Annotated in this window: 17 protein-coding genes and 1 pseudogene; 10 read left to right on the forward strand and 8 right to left on the reverse strand. The window is 63.3% G+C overall.

Features of this window, described 5'->3' with window-relative positions; translation table 11 throughout:
• The first annotated feature begins 49 nt into the window (after positions 1 to 49).
• The 4 genes from ACFLEY_RS02700 (at position 50) to ACFLEY_RS02715 (ending at position 3,052) form a co-directional block, all read left to right on the forward strand.
• Positions 50 to 859: a Dam family site-specific DNA-(adenine-N6)-methyltransferase gene (locus tag ACFLEY_RS02700; RefSeq protein WP_060909868.1), complete on the forward strand. Its 810-nt coding sequence runs from the start codon at positions 50 to 52 to the stop codon at positions 857 to 859.
• Complete coding sequence (locus tag ACFLEY_RS02705; RefSeq protein ID WP_129557426.1) at positions 834 to 1,688, forward strand: hypothetical protein; 855 nt, start codon at positions 834 to 836, stop codon at positions 1,686 to 1,688. The genes ACFLEY_RS02700 and ACFLEY_RS02705 overlap by 26 nt, the downstream gene beginning before the upstream one ends.
• Before the next feature lie 45 nt (positions 1,689 to 1,733).
• Positions 1,734 to 2,494, forward strand: a protein-coding gene (locus ACFLEY_RS02710; RefSeq protein ID WP_110115998.1) for an IS5 family transposase whose coding sequence is annotated in 2 segments (ribosomal slippage) — positions 1,734 to 2,073 and positions 2,073 to 2,494 — 762 coding nt in all. Because the reading frame shifts where the segments join, the coding sequence is not laid out codon by codon here.
• A 132-nt stretch (positions 2,495 to 2,626) separates the two neighbouring features.
• Positions 2,627 to 3,052 (forward strand): hypothetical protein, encoded by a 426-nt coding sequence (locus ACFLEY_RS02715; RefSeq protein ID WP_060909867.1) that lies wholly within the window; start codon positions 2,627 to 2,629, stop codon positions 3,050 to 3,052.
• A gap of 159 nt (positions 3,053 to 3,211) precedes the next feature.
• On the opposite strand, the pseudogene ACFLEY_RS02720 reads toward ACFLEY_RS02715, so the two are convergent.
• Positions 3,212 to 3,352: pseudogene (locus tag ACFLEY_RS02720) on the reverse strand (DUF1488 domain-containing protein); the annotation flags it as partial.
• A 127-nt stretch (positions 3,353 to 3,479) separates the two neighbouring features.
• On the opposite strand from ACFLEY_RS02720, the gene ACFLEY_RS02725 reads away from it, so the two are divergent.
• A complete protein-coding gene (locus ACFLEY_RS02725; protein ID WP_060909866.1) occupies positions 3,480 to 4,094 on the forward strand; it encodes a hypothetical protein in 615 nt (204 codons plus the stop codon).
• Between the two features lie 50 nt (positions 4,095 to 4,144).
• The gene (gene ftsZ, locus ACFLEY_RS02730) at positions 4,145 to 5,404 is read left to right on the forward strand and encodes a cell division protein FtsZ (protein WP_060909865.1); all 1,260 of its coding nucleotides are present in this window, start codon (positions 4,145 to 4,147) and stop codon (positions 5,402 to 5,404) included.
• A 213-nt stretch (positions 5,405 to 5,617) separates the two neighbouring features.
• Here the strand turns inward: ftsZ and ACFLEY_RS02735 are convergent, their stop codons facing one another.
• Positions 5,618 to 6,166, reverse strand: coding sequence for a hypothetical protein (locus ACFLEY_RS02735; RefSeq protein WP_236842158.1), 549 nt, complete (start codon positions 6,164 to 6,166; stop codon positions 5,618 to 5,620).
• Positions 6,167 to 6,349: 183 nt separating this feature from the next.
• On the opposite strand from ACFLEY_RS02735, the gene ACFLEY_RS02740 reads away from it, so the two are divergent.
• Positions 6,350 to 6,472: a hypothetical protein gene (locus tag ACFLEY_RS02740; RefSeq protein ID WP_257787568.1), complete on the forward strand. Its 123-nt coding sequence runs from the start codon at positions 6,350 to 6,352 to the stop codon at positions 6,470 to 6,472.
• A gap of 10 nt (positions 6,473 to 6,482) precedes the next feature.
• On the opposite strand, the gene ACFLEY_RS02745 is transcribed toward ACFLEY_RS02740, so the two are convergent.
• The 3 genes from ACFLEY_RS02745 to ACFLEY_RS02755 all read right to left on the reverse strand — a co-directional run bounded on the left by ACFLEY_RS02745 (position 6,483) and on the right by ACFLEY_RS02755 (position 7,632).
• Positions 6,483 to 6,761: a DUF1488 domain-containing protein gene (locus ACFLEY_RS02745; protein WP_060909864.1), complete on the reverse strand. Its 279-nt coding sequence runs from the start codon at positions 6,759 to 6,761 to the stop codon at positions 6,483 to 6,485.
• A 285-nt stretch (positions 6,762 to 7,046) separates the two neighbouring features.
• Positions 7,047 to 7,343, reverse strand: coding sequence for a hypothetical protein (locus ACFLEY_RS02750; RefSeq protein ID WP_027545228.1), 297 nt, complete (start codon positions 7,341 to 7,343; stop codon positions 7,047 to 7,049).
• Positions 7,336 to 7,632, reverse strand: coding sequence for a hypothetical protein (locus ACFLEY_RS02755; RefSeq protein ID WP_060909863.1), 297 nt, complete (start codon positions 7,630 to 7,632; stop codon positions 7,336 to 7,338). Before ACFLEY_RS02755 ends, ACFLEY_RS02750 begins: the two co-directional genes overlap by 8 nt.
• A gap of 382 nt (positions 7,633 to 8,014) precedes the next feature.
• Here ACFLEY_RS02755 and ACFLEY_RS02760 point away from each other — a divergent pair, with 382 nt between their 5' ends.
• The 3 genes from ACFLEY_RS02760 (at position 8,015) to ACFLEY_RS02770 (ending at position 10,428) form a co-directional block, all read left to right on the forward strand.
• Positions 8,015 to 8,362 carry a hypothetical protein gene (locus ACFLEY_RS02760; RefSeq protein WP_211434017.1) on the forward strand — a complete coding sequence of 116 codons (348 nt, stop codon included), beginning with the start codon at positions 8,015 to 8,017 and terminating at the stop codon, positions 8,360 to 8,362.
• 297 nt (positions 8,363 to 8,659) lie between these two features.
• Positions 8,660 to 9,997 (forward strand): DUF2235 domain-containing protein, encoded by a 1,338-nt coding sequence (locus ACFLEY_RS02765; RefSeq protein ID WP_028175825.1) that lies wholly within the window; start codon positions 8,660 to 8,662, stop codon positions 9,995 to 9,997.
• A 185-nt stretch (positions 9,998 to 10,182) separates the two neighbouring features.
• Positions 10,183 to 10,428 carry a PilZ domain-containing protein gene (locus ACFLEY_RS02770; RefSeq protein ID WP_028175824.1) on the forward strand — a complete coding sequence of 82 codons (246 nt, stop codon included), beginning with the start codon at positions 10,183 to 10,185 and terminating at the stop codon, positions 10,426 to 10,428.
• Between the two features lie 198 nt (positions 10,429 to 10,626).
• On the opposite strand, the gene ACFLEY_RS02775 is transcribed toward ACFLEY_RS02770, so the two are convergent.
• The 3 genes from ACFLEY_RS02775 to ACFLEY_RS02785 form a co-directional block, all read right to left on the reverse strand.
• Positions 10,627 to 11,034 (reverse strand): hypothetical protein, encoded by a 408-nt coding sequence (locus tag ACFLEY_RS02775; RefSeq protein WP_060909861.1) that lies wholly within the window; start codon positions 11,032 to 11,034, stop codon positions 10,627 to 10,629.
• 168 nt (positions 11,035 to 11,202) lie between these two features.
• Positions 11,203 to 12,315 (reverse strand): NADH:flavin oxidoreductase/NADH oxidase, encoded by a 1,113-nt coding sequence (locus ACFLEY_RS02780; protein ID WP_060909860.1) that lies wholly within the window; start codon positions 12,313 to 12,315, stop codon positions 11,203 to 11,205.
• Between the two features lie 150 nt (positions 12,316 to 12,465).
• Entirely contained in the window at positions 12,466 to 13,167 is a 702-nt protein-coding gene (locus ACFLEY_RS02785; protein WP_060909859.1) for a hypothetical protein, read from the reverse strand.
• Positions 13,168 to 13,202 lie beyond the last annotated feature (35 nt).

The following is a 13,202-nucleotide window of genomic DNA, read 5'->3' on the forward strand; positions in this document are numbered from 1 at the left end:
TCTCCGTCGTTGCCGCCTCCATACCCCCCGCCAACGATTTGCAAACACGTTGATCAACAGACTGCAATCCCCACGCCAAACCTTTGCGAATGGGACGCGAACGTCGCTTACCGTTTACATCGAGCCCTTTTGCGGATCCGCCGCCCTGTTCTTCGATCAGAAGCCACGGCGCGCCGTGCTCTCGGACATCAACTCTGATCTCATCAACTTCTATAAGTGCAGCAGGGAGCAGCCCGATCTTGTTTACACAATCGCTACCGGACTGCGCCGTTCGAAGGCAACATATTTGCGGGTTAGAAGAGAAATTGGTGACACGAGCGACAAATTCAGGCGAGCGGCCTACTTCTATTACCTAAATCGGAATTGCTTTAACGGACTCTATCGCACGAACAAAAAAGGACAGTTTAACGTCCCCTTCTCCCAGTCCCGCACGGGAAGGATGTTGAGCGAGGACGAGTTCTTGGATGCGGCGTCCACCCTTCAGTCAGCAAGATTTCGCGTAAGCGATTTTGAAGCAACCATTACCGCCCATTTAAGATCGGACGCATTCTTCTTTCTCGATCCGCCTTACGCAATAAAACGCAGAAGACCTTTCACTGAGTATGATCGCTCTGCGTTCAGCCAGCAGGATCTGCAGAGACTGCTGGGTTGCTTAGAGGCAATTGACGACGTCGGCGGCCAATTCGCGCTGACCTACGACAGCGCCCTCACAAAAAAATTTCTGCTTAGGAAGAGATGGAAGCAAAGCCTAATTACCGTTCGTCGAAACATAAGCGGATTTGCGAACGCGCGGAAGAATGCCGTCGAAGTCTTGACAACGAATTTCGATCACAATGACGCAAATTTTGATCCTAAGTGACCTACACGCCTATCGCCCGTCAAAAGAGCACACGCGCGAACCGTCGTTCTTAATTGCTTCGAGCAAGGACAATCCTGCAAATCCAATCCGAGCAATTCCAGAAATCCTGAGACAAGAGGGGCTCTCAGTCGACTGGATTTTGTGCCCCGGAGATATTGCCGATCAGGCCGATCCCGATGCGCAAACCTTTGCCTGGCGAGTGCTAGGACGATCGCCAATATCTGAAGCAAATACTTCACCCGACCAGAAGCATGCCTACAGCCCACCGTCAGGAAGTCACTACGTTCGATTTAAGGCATTGCTGGAGCGCGACGTCGCGTTTGGTCAGTTTATCGAGGATCGACGCATCAACTTAGACGAGATGCACCTTGGAAATGAGAATCAAAGAGCGGGACGAGCGCGCAAGTATATTTGGCAGGTCGCCTGTCGACTTGCCTACGGGCCATTGAGTCCATTTACTAGACGAGACAGTTCGCAGGGCGAACGACCGCCCAGCAGGAAAGCGTTGGCCGATATCTACTTAGGGTACGACTCGCTCCTGACTATGTGCGAAGGAAATCCGCGGATTGCCGAACAGAAGGGTTTCACATTAGCGTCTGATCAAACTGGCGTTGTTGAGGCAGCCATACAGCGTTTGATTACATCTCTTAGACGGACCGAGGGCCCAGTCAGGATTGCCGTTGATGTGTCATCGATGGATCGGTCGCTTATGGCACGCGTACTTCTCACCGTGCTCGACGGTTTGAACGATGGCGAGACAATGCTCGTCCTCTATTCGCCGTCGGCTTATATCGCCCCCCCAAAAGACCTAGGGTCTGTACCTAAATAGCGCCACGTGATTCTCTTGCCTACGTGTTGATTCGGGGGCGAGAGAATGCGCGCTGGTTTGTTTTGGCTGAACGACAGGCAATGGGCGCGTATCGAACCGCATCTGCCGAGGGGACTGACGGGGCCGGATCGGGACGACGACCGACGCATCGTCAGCGGCATCATTCACATGCTGCAATCGGGTGCACGATGGCGTGATTGTCCACGTGAATACGGCCCTTACACGACGATCTACAATCGCTTCAATCGCTGGGCCAAGCGAGGACGATGGTGCGCAATCTTCGAAGCGCTGGCCAAGCCTGGCGAAGACGGCGTCGTACTGTCGCTCGACTCGACCTCGATTAAAGCTCACCGGTGTGCCTCCGGCGGAAAAGGGGGGAGCACAATCAAGCAATCGGCCGCTCGCGCGGAGGCCGCACGACAAAAATCCATGCGCTGAGCGATCCGCTCTGCCGGCCGGTCGTCCTGCATCTGACTCCAGGCCAGGATGCCGATATCGCTGCGGCTCCCGATGTCCTGGCGCTCGCGCCACCCATGAGCGTGCTCCTCGCCGACAAAGGGTATGATGGCGACAAGCTTCGCGGCGAAATCATTCGTCGTGGCGCCAAGCCCGTAATCCCCAATAAATCTAACCGTGTCGTCATCCATCGCTTCAACAAACGCGCCTACAAAGGACGAAATGTCATCGAACGCTGCTTTTGCAGGCTCAAGGACTTCCGGCGCATCGCCACGCGATATGACAAGCTCGCCCGTAATTTTTTGGCCGCTGTTCATCTCGCCGCTCTCGTCGCATATTGGCTCAATTGAGTCTGGACCCTAGTTCCTATAAGAAATTCGACAGCTGCTCACCCTGCAATCGCAGGGCAAGTCGCACCGCCTGATTCAGGTAGAATTGCGTTATTAGGCGTCGGCTACGAGTACGGCGTTTCCCTCAACATTTTGGAGGCTCATGAGCCTGACATCAGCTTCATTTTCCGTCCCAACGGAATTGATGAGCGTTTCCAGCAGGCCGGAAGAGAGGCAAACTTCGGCTTCGATTTCGGCGAGCGAAATTATGAGATAGTGGACTACTTTCTAAACGACATGGCTGGGGCATACGATGACATCTCCAACCTGATAGTTTCGACGAAACACAACAGCACCATAGTTGCCGTACCGATGGGACCGAAGATACTCAGCGCCACGATGATTCTCGCTGGCCGCCTACATCAGCCTCAAGTATCCGTGCTTCGATATTCCGTCGCGTCTGCGGGACATTACAAAGATATAGGGGCCGAAGGTGTTGTCGTTGGAGTAGCTGTCACGATGATAAAAGACCGTGAGATAACAGCCATTCAAAATATTATGTCCCGCCAATCTTACTGACCTCACGGGATTTCAGTAAGCTTCGCCAAGAGTCTTTCTTGCCAGCCTCCTGGTCATCTGCTCTGACGGCACCGACAACGAGACGTTGAACTCCAACGTTCTGAACCTGTATCGCTGCCTGCGCAAGACCGACAAGGCGCGACCGCAATTGCCCTCCCCCTACCCACGAAAATCAATGCTCCGCAGCACGATCCCCGGCGGTGTGCCCTCGAACTCGGTCGCCCGATACTTGTTCGCGGCGCGCGCCTCGATGCGGTCGCGCAGGCGGGTGAACTGGGCTTCGCGCTGCTCGGGGCGGGCGCGCACGCCCGGCGTTAGTGTCCCCCGCGCGTTAACCGTGCATTAACCAACGCAGCCTAGCCTGCTGTGATCGTCCAGCCATCATTAGCCCGAAATGCCTTCCCGGTTCGCCCCAGGAGAAGCGCCGATGTGCGTTGCGTTGTTGACGTATGCCGATCTCAGTGCCCGCCTCAAGATCTCGCGCGAGGCCGCTCGTTCGCTGGCGAGACGTCGCCGGTTGCCGCGCTCGCGGTCGGATGATGGCAAGGCCCTGATCAGCGTTGATTTCTCCGAGCTCCGCTACACGTCCCGCCCGCGACGTGCCCGCCAGGCAGGCCACATCGATGCCGCCATGGCAAAGATCGAGGCGGTAGAGCCATTTCCGTTCCGACGAAGTCGGAACGGGGCTCTAGATTCCTGTTCTGACGCGTTTTCTTCACGCGAACCGGCACCCACTTCGCTCGAAAACGCTCTGGAGATCAACGCACTCAAGGCGGAGGTCGCGCGGCTCGAAGAAGTCGCAGCCGCCTACAGGGCCGTGTTCGAGCGAGAGCGTGAGCGCGCCGATCGTCTGGCCGTCGAGCTGATGCAGGCGGCGGCCGAGACGGCGGCAGCCAATGCGTGGGCGGCACGACTGGAAGACGAAGTGGCGGACTTACGGACCGGTCGCCGCCCTGGCGGCGGGATCGCGGGACAGGCCGCGCTTCGATTGGGACATCTGGCCGCTGCGATCGTGCAAGCAGATCGCGCGGCTCGCAGGTAGCACTCGAACCTTTCCCCATTCCCGGCCGCCGGAGCAACCGCGAGGACAGAATGACTGGCATCACCGACATTCGCGAGATGAAGGCCCGCATCGTCGTATTCGGCGTCGGCGGCGCCGGCGGCAACGCCGTCAACAACATGATCACGGCCGGGCTGCAAGGGGTCGAGTTCGTCGTCGCCAATACCGACGCGCAGGCGCTTGCAATGTCGAAGGCGACGCGCCTCATCCAGCTCGGCACAACGGTCACCGCAGGCCTCGGCGCCGGCTCGCAGCCGGAATTGGGACGCGCCGCAGCCGAGGAGGTCATCGATACGATCCGCGAGCACCTGACCGGCGCGCACATGGTGTTCGTGACGGCCGGCATGGGCGGCGGCACCGGCACCGGGGCTGCACCGATCATCGCCAGGACTGCGCGCGAGCTCGGCATCCTCACCATCGGCGTGGTCACCAAGCCGTTCTACTTCGAGGGCCAGCGCCGCATGCGCTTTGCCGAAGCCGGCGTCGAGGAGCTGCTGAAGACGGTCGACACCCTCTTGATCATCCCGAACCAGAACCTGTTCCGGGTGGCCAGCGAGAAGACCACGTTCGCCGATGCCTTCGCCCTTGCCGACCAGGTGCTCTATTCGGGCGTGGCCTGCATCAGCGACCTCATCGTCAAGGAAGGTCTGATCAATCTCGATTTTGCCGACGTCCTCTCCGTCATGAAGGAGAAGGGCAAGGCGATGATGGGACGGGGCGAGGCTTCCGGCGAGAAGCGCGTGCTCGCCGCCGCCGTGGCCGCGATCTCCAATCCGCTGATCGAGAATCCCTCGATCAAGCGTGCCAGTGGCCTCATCATCTCCATCACCGGCGGCAGGGATCTCATGCTGTACGAGGTCGACGAAGCCGCGACCCGCATTCGCGACGAGGCCGATCCGGACGCCAACATCATCGTCGGTGCGTCGTTTGACGAAAGCCTCGAAGGCATCGTCCGCGTCTCGGTGGTTGCGACCGGAATCGATAATCTCGATCCGGCGCAGCAGGCGCTACCGGTGGAAACCGCCCTCACGCAGCTCGCCGGCAGGCTGCGCAACGACGGCCGTCGCATCGCCGATCGCATCGAGCGCAGTGCTACCCTGCCGCAAGTGGAAAGCCCGCCGCTCCGCCCGCAGCCGCACCACCCCGTGGGGCCACCGGCAAGGCCGGGTCTGGACTATGCGCGGCAGGCGGCGCTTCAGCCGCTCGATCCTTACGGCCGCGCCCCTGCGCGCAATCTGCCCGACGAGGCCGCTCTCGATATCCCGGCCTTCCTGCGCCGCGCCGCCAACTGAGCGGTGGCGAGCGGGGGAGTTACCTGCTCGGCAACCAGCGAGCCCAACAACAGCTCGTCATCCCGGGGCGCGACGAAGTCGCGAGCTAGGATGCGCAATTGCGCACCTGAGGATCCATTTGGCCGCAGTGCGTGTTGAGGGATGGATTCCGGGTTCGCGCCAAGAGGCGCGCCCCGGAATGACGGCGTAGAGCGTGCGCAGCGCGCCGATGTTTCAAGCCGCCGTGCTGCGCGGGCTCTCGGCGGTGTCCTTCTTGTCCGTCTCCCTGTCGCGGGACAGCCACGCCGGAAAACGAAGCAGGCGCTCGTTGGTGTCCTTTGGCAGCTCGATGGGCGGCGCTTCAATGGCCGAACTCGGCAGGTCCAGCGCTGCCTGTCCGGTTCGCACCGCATCCGCGCGCTGATCCAGTTCGCGGAGCAGGGGATCGAGCACGCTGTCGATCTCGGTCGCCACCGACACCAGGAAACTATTGAGCTCGCGCGCCTCGGGCACAACCGCCGCAGCCTGCTCGATCGCCCTCGAGAGACCATCGACGACAGGCGCAAACGCGCCGGCGGCTTGCTTGATTCGCGTCTTGATCGCTTCGACCTCGCTCAAGACGCGCTCACGCTCACGCCTTTTCTTTTCCTCCGAAAGACGGGCTTCAATTTCGGCGATCTGGGCCGTCAGGGTCGTGGCTTCGGATGCAAGCGCATCTCGTCTTCCGCGCGCGCGATCGAGATCGCGGCTGAGATTGTCCACTAAGTCGTCCTTTCCGAACATGGCTTTGCTCCGTGGGACAGGCGCTTTGCCCTGTAGGACGGCCTTGGCGCGAACCGCCAGCCTCGCCACCGACCGGATGGCCGGATCGGCCGAAACAGGCATCAACCTCGGTCGCGTCACATGGGCCGACATGGTGATCCCCCATCGTCAACATTAGGCAACCGCATGGTTAACAGACGGTTAATGTCAACAGACGATGCGGCCATGGGGCGTGACGGCATCGGCAACGAGATCCCGCAGAACATCTCCAACGTCCCGAAGCTCCATCGCTGCCTGCGCAAGACGGACAAGTCGCAGCCGCGGTAGCCCGCCTCCCCTACCCCCGAAAATCAATGCTCCGCAGCACGATCCCCGGCGGCGTGCCCTCGAACTCCGTCGCGCGGTACTTGCTCGCGGCGCGCGCTTCGATGCGGTCGCGCAGGCGGGTGAACTGGGCTTCGCGCTGCTCGGGCCTCGCCTGCGGGCCGCGCTCGAGATAGTCCATCGCGGAGGTCGAGATCGCGCAGGCGATCTCCTTCGATCCGTCCTGCATCAGGAACTGGACGATGCCGCGGTCCTGTTCGTAGCCGACGAAGCGGCTGCTCGTGGGTGTCATGGCTTACTCCCTTACGCGATTGCACCTTGGCGGTCGCCGCGGGGCTTCGATGCCGCCGCGGCCCGCGAATTCTCCGACGTCGTCCCGGCCTGGTGCGCAATTGCGCACGGGAGCCAGGACCCATTATCCCGGTCAGCGTTGTGGAGGCACGCTGTGGCCGCGTTCGTTCACAATAACTCGGTTCGGTGGTTATGGGTCCTGGCTTTCGCCAGGACGACGGCTGTGTTCCACGGGCGCACTGCCGCTGCCGCGCTCCGGCCGGCCTTCAATTGCCGCCACTGAGCCTCAGCTGTCGCCACTGAGCCTGGCGAAATCGTCGAACAGCGCCGTCACCAGCGCGCGGTGGCGGGTGTCCTCGGTGGAGAGGCTGGCGGCATAGAGGTTGAGCAGATAGCGCGCCTTCACCGCGGCCTCGGGCCACGAGGTGGCGGGCACGGTCATCAGGCGGTTCTCGAGATCGGCCTCGCGCTCGCGCAGCTCCCGGACATTGTTCTCGACCTCGGCCAGCGCGCGGCGCAGGTCGGTCGCCTTCTGGGCGGCCATGCCGCGATGCCTGTCGAGATCCACCGGGACGTCAGTCATGGGCGACCCTCTGGGCGACGCTCGCCGGCGCGGCCTGCGCATCCGCGGCTTGCGCGTCCGCGAGGTCAACCGAGCCGATCGACAACATTTCCGTCATGCCGGCGCCCCCGCCTTCGGCCGGCACCGTGATCATGGTGGCGATACGCCGCCAGCACGGGAACGACAGGCCCTCGATCATCTCTTCGTCGGTGACGACGTCATAGCTGCCCGCGGGCAGCAACCGGTCGATGCCGTTGATGCGGAACGGATGCCTGAAGGTGACGGTTTCTCGTCGCGAACGGATGGTCATGGACGCCTGCCTTCCTGCGAGCGAAGCCCCAACCGACGCCGGCTGTGACAAGCATGCGCTCCCTGGGCGGATATAGCCAGCACTATCGTCGCCGCGCCGCGCGCGGCCGGGGCCGCGGGCTGCGGGCTGCGGGCTGCGTTTTAGTCCTCGCTATTGGCATGGGGCAGGCGTAGGCTCGCTCCTATCACCGCACTTCCTGCAACGGCATCGACCGGTGACTGAGGGTCACGTGCGCTCCCGCCGTAGGACCAGTTATCAGAGCTGATCTTCATGCTCTGGCAGGAGCGTGCGATGTCGCGGTTTCGCGTCCCGGAATGGATCGTTCCACAGGTCGACGTCGCGCTGTTCCTTCTGCTCCTGGTCTGCGCGGCGGCCATCCTCAATGGCTAGGACAATGCGCGTGCCCTATCTCGTCAGCGGCACCAACGAATATGGCTGTTCCAATCTCGGCCGCGGCAGCGCCACCGTCGCGCTGCGGCTGGCGCGGAAGCTGCTGCGCGAGGGCTACATGGACGTGCGCGTCTGCACGCCGCGCGGACGCGTGCTGCAATCGGACGAACTGGACGAACTCAAACCCCCACAGGAGACCGACGCCATGGCCAAGGGACAGCAACGCAGCAACCGCGAAACCAAGAAGCCGAAGAAGGACAAGACCAAGGTGATCGCCGCGGCCCCGAGCCGCAAGGACGCGGCTTGGCAGCCGGATTTCGGACCGGCGAAGAAGAAGTAGGGTTTCTTTCGCCTCTCCCCGCTTGCGGGGAGAGGCCGGGATTTGCGCAGCAAATACCGGGTGAGGGGGACTCTCCGCGAGTCCAGCTCTCACCTCCCCTGCGGAGACTCCCCCTCACCCCAACGCTCTCAGCGCGAGCGCAGCTCGTCGCGCCCCCGCATCCGCCTTCGCCAAGGCTTCGGCGGACATGAGCGGGGCGAGGGAGCGCACCTTCGCTGCGGCAACCACCCCCGTCTCCTCGCCGTCGCGCTTTTTTGCTATACTCGCCCCGGTAGCATTGCCGGGAGGGGCCGACCTGTGGAGCACGAGCGCAGAACCGAACCGAAGACCGAGCCGAAGCACCTCGTCATCTGCTGCGACGGCACCGGCAACGAGATCAGCGAGAACATCTCCAACGTCCTCAAGCTGTATCGCTGCCTGCGCAAGACCGACAAGACGCAGCCGCGGCAGATGGTGTTCTACGATCCCGGCGTCGGCACGGTGACGGAGCCGACGACGTGGCACCGCCTCAAGGCCAACGTCAATCTGGTGCTGGGGCTCGCCACCGGCTACGGGCTCGATGACAACGTGCTGTCGGCCTATTGCTTCCTGGTCGAGCACTATGCGCCCGGCGACAAGATCTACCTGTTCGGCTTCTCGCGCGGCGCCTATACCGTGCGCGTGCTGGCGGGGCTGATCCACAAGGTGGGGCTGATCTCGCCGGAGCAGGCCAATCTCGCAGGCTCGGGCCTCGTCGCCTACAAGCAATATTCCGGCTCGGGGCGCGGCAACGACATCGCCGACCTCAAGGACGTCGGCTCCGACGACGACGGGCCGCTGCCGCAGGACAAGTTCGACCTCGCCGCGCAGTTCGCGCGCATCACCTCCTCGCGCTGGCCGACCATCCATTTCATCGGGGTGTGGGACACCGTGGCGAGCGTGATCGTGCCGCGTCCCGACCGGCTGTACTGGCCGAGCTTCGAGGAGCTCGCCTTCACGCTGCGCAATCCGAGCGTGAAAATCTTTCGGCAGGCGATCGCGATCGACGAGCGGCGCTGCATGTTCCGCCTCAAGCAATGGCGGGAGCCGCAGGAATATTGGAGCAACCGCTTCGTGCCCGACGACAAGAAGGAGCCGCAGGACATCATGCAGGTGTGGTTCGCCGGCGTGCACAGCGACGTCGGCGGCGGCTATCCGGAGGCCCAGAGCGGCGAGTCGAAATATCCGCTGATCTGGATGATCGACGAGGCGGGAAAGGCCGGGCTCAACTTCAACCCGCGCACCGTGAACCAGCTCGCCTGGGGCGTCCATCGCAAGAACTCCCCGTTCCAGTACGTGCCGCCCGCCTACACCGGCAAGACCGGCGAGTTGCACAATTCGATGACGGCGGCCTGGCGGCTGCTGGAATATTTGCCGAAGAGCGCGAAGTACAAGGAGTGGCCGGAGCGAAAGGTGTTTCTCGGCTTCTACATCCCCGATTGCGAGCCGCGCCTGATCCCCGAAGGCGCGCATGTGCACGAGAGCGTCGTGAAGCGGATGGCGGTGGAGCCGGACTACCGGCCGGTGAATCTGCCGAAGACCTACGAGACGGTGCCGATGCCGGTGCCGCCGCATGTGGGGGCCGCGGCGGAGACGGATGAGATGGTGACGGGGTGAGATGGCGCTGGCGCCGACGGCGGAGCGTGGGGCAACGCCGTCGCACCCCGCTACCGCCGCTTTCGCCATTCGCCGCTACTTTTCATTAAAATTCTCGCGCCCACCTTAGTCGGATCGCATCAACTCCCGTCGATCATTGGGAAGAGACCACCCGCGCTATCCGCGGAATTGGAGGAGATGTGCCAATGCATCCGCGAAAGTTCGCCCGTGTAAAGCCCGCAGGGCTGGTATCGCGCCAGGCCAAGATCATCACCGACCCGCGCGCGCCGGTGATCCCCTGCACGCTGATCGACTATTCGCCCGGCGGAGCGTGCGTCGATCTCGGCGGCCAGGTGAGCATCCCCGACAGGTTCGAGCTGCTGCACGTCAACACCAAGAAACGCTGCCGCATCGCCTGGAAGCGCGGCTCGCGAGTCGGCGTGGTGTTTTGAGGCGCGAGCTGCCTCCTTGGCTCTGCCGTAGCCTCTCGCTCCATGGTCGTCCTGGCGAAAGCCAGGACCCATACCGCGGAATCTATCGGTTGTGGATGGTAGGCGTACCGGACGACGAGTCTCCGCCAAACTTCTCCCTGGGGTAATGGGTCCTGGCTTTCGCCAGGACGACACCGGAATTTGCGGCGACGGCTTTGCCTACTTCCGCATCCTGGCCTTCGCGCCGGCGACGATCTGCATGGCGACGCCGCCGACCCAGCCGAACAGAGAGAGCCAGGTCCAGGCCAGGTGCGGATCGAGCCGCAGCACGATGACGGCGACGGAGGCGAGCGCGGTGAGCGTGGCGCAGAGCGTGCCGGCGGAGCTCAAAAATTCCGCGGCGTCGATGGCGCTGTGCGCCTCGTCGAAGGGCAGCTGCGGCGTGTCGATGCCGAGATAGAAGCCGACCGCGCCCAGCGCCATCATCAGCACCAGGAAACCCTGCGTGGTGAGCACGGGGATTGCCGACCCGACATAGGCGCCGACGAACAGTCCGCACGCCGCGCCTGCCATCGCTAGGCCCACGCGCTCGAAGATGTGAGCAGCTTTGCGGACAGGATAACGCATGGCGGGCCTCCGTGAGGCGTTGAACGTGCGGACGTTAGGCCAGTTTTGCGGGGGGTGGAAGCCGAGGGATGTTACGGATGCGTGAGGGAACGGCTGCGATCGCGCAACTTAAACCTATCGAGTTACTCCCTGTGGTTATGCCGCTGTCCTTGCGCCTCGCATGCGCCCCTACCTCGCCCCGAACGTCGTCTTGCCGAACAGCGCCTTCTGCGTCGACGGCTGCGAGCGCCAGTATTGCGGCGGAGCTTCGACCTCGCCGCCGAGCTCGGCGGCGGCGTGCCAGCCCCAGCGCGGGTCGTAGAGCATGCCGCGGCCGAGCGCGACCATGTCGGCCTTGCCGGAGGCGACGATCTCCTCGGCGTGCTTGGCATCGGAGATCATGCCGACGGCGATGGTGGGCAGTCCCGTCTCGCGGCGGATGGCGTCTGCGAACTGCACCTGATAGCCGGGGCCGAGCGGAATCTTCTGCAGCGGCGAGACGCCGCCGGAGGAGGCATCGATCCAATCGATGCCGCGCGCCTTCAGCGCGCTGGCGAATTCGATGGTCTGCGCCAGATCCCAGCCGCCCTCAACCCAGTCGGTCGACGACACCCGCATGCCGATCGGCTTGTCGTGCGGGAACACGGCGCGCACCGCGTCGTAGACTTCGAGCGGGAAGCGCATGCGGTTTTGCAGGCTGCCGCCATATTCGTCGGTGCGCCGGTTCGAGATCGGCGACAGGAACTGATGCAGGAGATAGCCGTGCGCGCCGTGCAGCTCGATGGCGTCGATGCCGATCCGCTCCGCGCGTTTCGCAGCCTCGACGAAGGCCTCGCGGATGCGCGTCAGGCCCGCGGCATCGAGCGCGAGCGGCGCGGCCTCGCCCTCCTTGTGCGGCAGCGCGCTTGGGGCCACCGTCTGCCAGCCGCCTTCACTGATCGGGATCAGCTGGCCGCCGTCCCAGGGCCGCGCGCTGGAGGCCTTGCGGCCGGCATGGGCGAGCTGCATCGCGACCGCGGTCGTGGAATGCTTGCGCACGGAGGCGAGAATCTGCTTCAGCGCGGCTTCGGCGGCGTCGCTGTAGAGCCCGAGGCAGCCCGGCGTGATGCGGCCGATCGCTTCCACATGGGTCGCCTCGATGCAGAACATCGACGCGCCCGAGAGCGAAAGATTGTTGATGTGGGTGAAGTGCCAGTCGGTCGGAACGCCGTCGTCGGCCGAATACTGGCACATCGGCGACACCACGACGCGGTTCTTCAAGGCCAGGCCGCGCAGCTTGATCGGGGAAAACAGGGCGCTCATGCAGGGAGTTCCGGGGGATGGAGGGCAATCACGGAAGTGTAGTGAGCGGATGCCGGATTGCTAGCCGCGCGGCGGACATGCCCGCCCGTGGCGGCATGCATTGCGCGCGTCATATGATCACGGGATCGCGACATCAACTCAGCCGCCGCCCTACTCCAGCTCCTCGAACTGGCCCGCCCTGGGCTTGCCCATGCGGATGCGGCCATCGGGCAGCAGTTCGCCGTCGGTCTCGGCGGAAAACTGGATGGTGGTGCGGCCATCCTTCATCGCCGTCGCCTTGCCGAGCGGCCCGAGCTTGTCCGCGAGCGCGGTGTCGTCGAGGACGAACACGCGGTAGTCGGTGAGATGGAAACGGCGCGGTGCCTGCCATGTCAGCGCGGGTACCGATGTGCGCATATCGCCGTCGGTCTTGCGATCGATGCTGCGGCCGGTCGCGTCGCGGAACAGGTCCGGCGCATCGACGAGGCGCGCGCGGCGGCCGTCGACGGCGTAGAGGTTCAGCGTGACGATGTGGCGCTCGCTGCGGAAGGTGACGGCGACGTAGCGCGAGTCCGCCGACCAGGCGGCGTGGAACGCATCCGGCGCGGTGTCGAGGATGTTGTCGTCGTTGACGTTGTCGAGCGTCATAAGCCGGCGATGGCCCGGCTCCGCCATCAGATAGGCGTGAAATTTATCATGCGCGCCGTCGCCCTCACCATGGACGGCGATGGCGAGCCGCTTGTTCGGCGCCCACCCGCCCGAGATGATGCCGTACTCGCCCTTCGCATAGGTGTGCTCGGCCGTGGCGTGCGCCTGCGGCAGGCCGGCAAGCACGACGAAGAGCGCAGCAGCGATGGCACAGCGGAATTGCATGATGGTTTGTCGCGGCCAAAAGCCACCGCGTTCAA

The organism is Bradyrhizobium sp. YCK136, assembly GCF_044570075.1.
Taxonomy (GTDB): domain Bacteria; phylum Pseudomonadota; class Alphaproteobacteria; order Rhizobiales; family Xanthobacteraceae; genus Bradyrhizobium; species Bradyrhizobium diazoefficiens.

Excerpts from the sequence above, each read along its gene's own strand:
- ACFLEY_RS02705 (WP_129557426.1), top strand. The coding sequence starts at position 834 with ATGACGCAAATTTTGATCCTAAGTGACCTACACGCCTATCGCCCGTCA.
- ACFLEY_RS02725 (WP_060909866.1), top strand. The coding sequence starts at position 3,480 with ATGTGCGTTGCGTTGTTGACGTATGCCGATCTCAGTGCCCGCCTCAAG.
- ftsZ (WP_060909865.1), top strand. The coding sequence starts at position 4,145 with ATGACTGGCATCACCGACATTCGCGAGATGAAGGCCCGCATCGTCGTA.
- ACFLEY_RS02735 (WP_236842158.1), bottom strand. The coding sequence starts at position 6,166 with ATGTTCGGAAAGGACGACTTAGTGGACAATCTCAGCCGCGATCTCGAT.
- ACFLEY_RS02740 (WP_257787568.1), top strand. The coding sequence starts at position 6,350 with ATGTCAACAGACGATGCGGCCATGGGGCGTGACGGCATCGGCAACGAG.
- ACFLEY_RS02745 (WP_060909864.1), bottom strand. The coding sequence starts at position 6,761 with ATGACACCCACGAGCAGCCGCTTCGTCGGCTACGAACAGGACCGCGGC.
- ACFLEY_RS02750 (WP_027545228.1), bottom strand. The coding sequence starts at position 7,343 with ATGACTGACGTCCCGGTGGATCTCGACAGGCATCGCGGCATGGCCGCC.
- ACFLEY_RS02755 (WP_060909863.1), bottom strand. The coding sequence starts at position 7,632 with ATGACCATCCGTTCGCGACGAGAAACCGTCACCTTCAGGCATCCGTTC.
- ACFLEY_RS02760 (WP_211434017.1), top strand. The coding sequence starts at position 8,015 with ATGGCTAGGACAATGCGCGTGCCCTATCTCGTCAGCGGCACCAACGAA.
- ACFLEY_RS02770 (WP_028175824.1), top strand. The coding sequence starts at position 10,183 with ATGCATCCGCGAAAGTTCGCCCGTGTAAAGCCCGCAGGGCTGGTATCG.
- ACFLEY_RS02775 (WP_060909861.1), bottom strand. The coding sequence starts at position 11,034 with ATGCGTTATCCTGTCCGCAAAGCTGCTCACATCTTCGAGCGCGTGGGC.
- ACFLEY_RS02780 (WP_060909860.1), bottom strand. The coding sequence starts at position 12,315 with ATGAGCGCCCTGTTTTCCCCGATCAAGCTGCGCGGCCTGGCCTTGAAG.
- ACFLEY_RS02785 (WP_060909859.1), bottom strand. The coding sequence starts at position 13,167 with ATGCAATTCCGCTGTGCCATCGCTGCTGCGCTCTTCGTCGTGCTTGCC.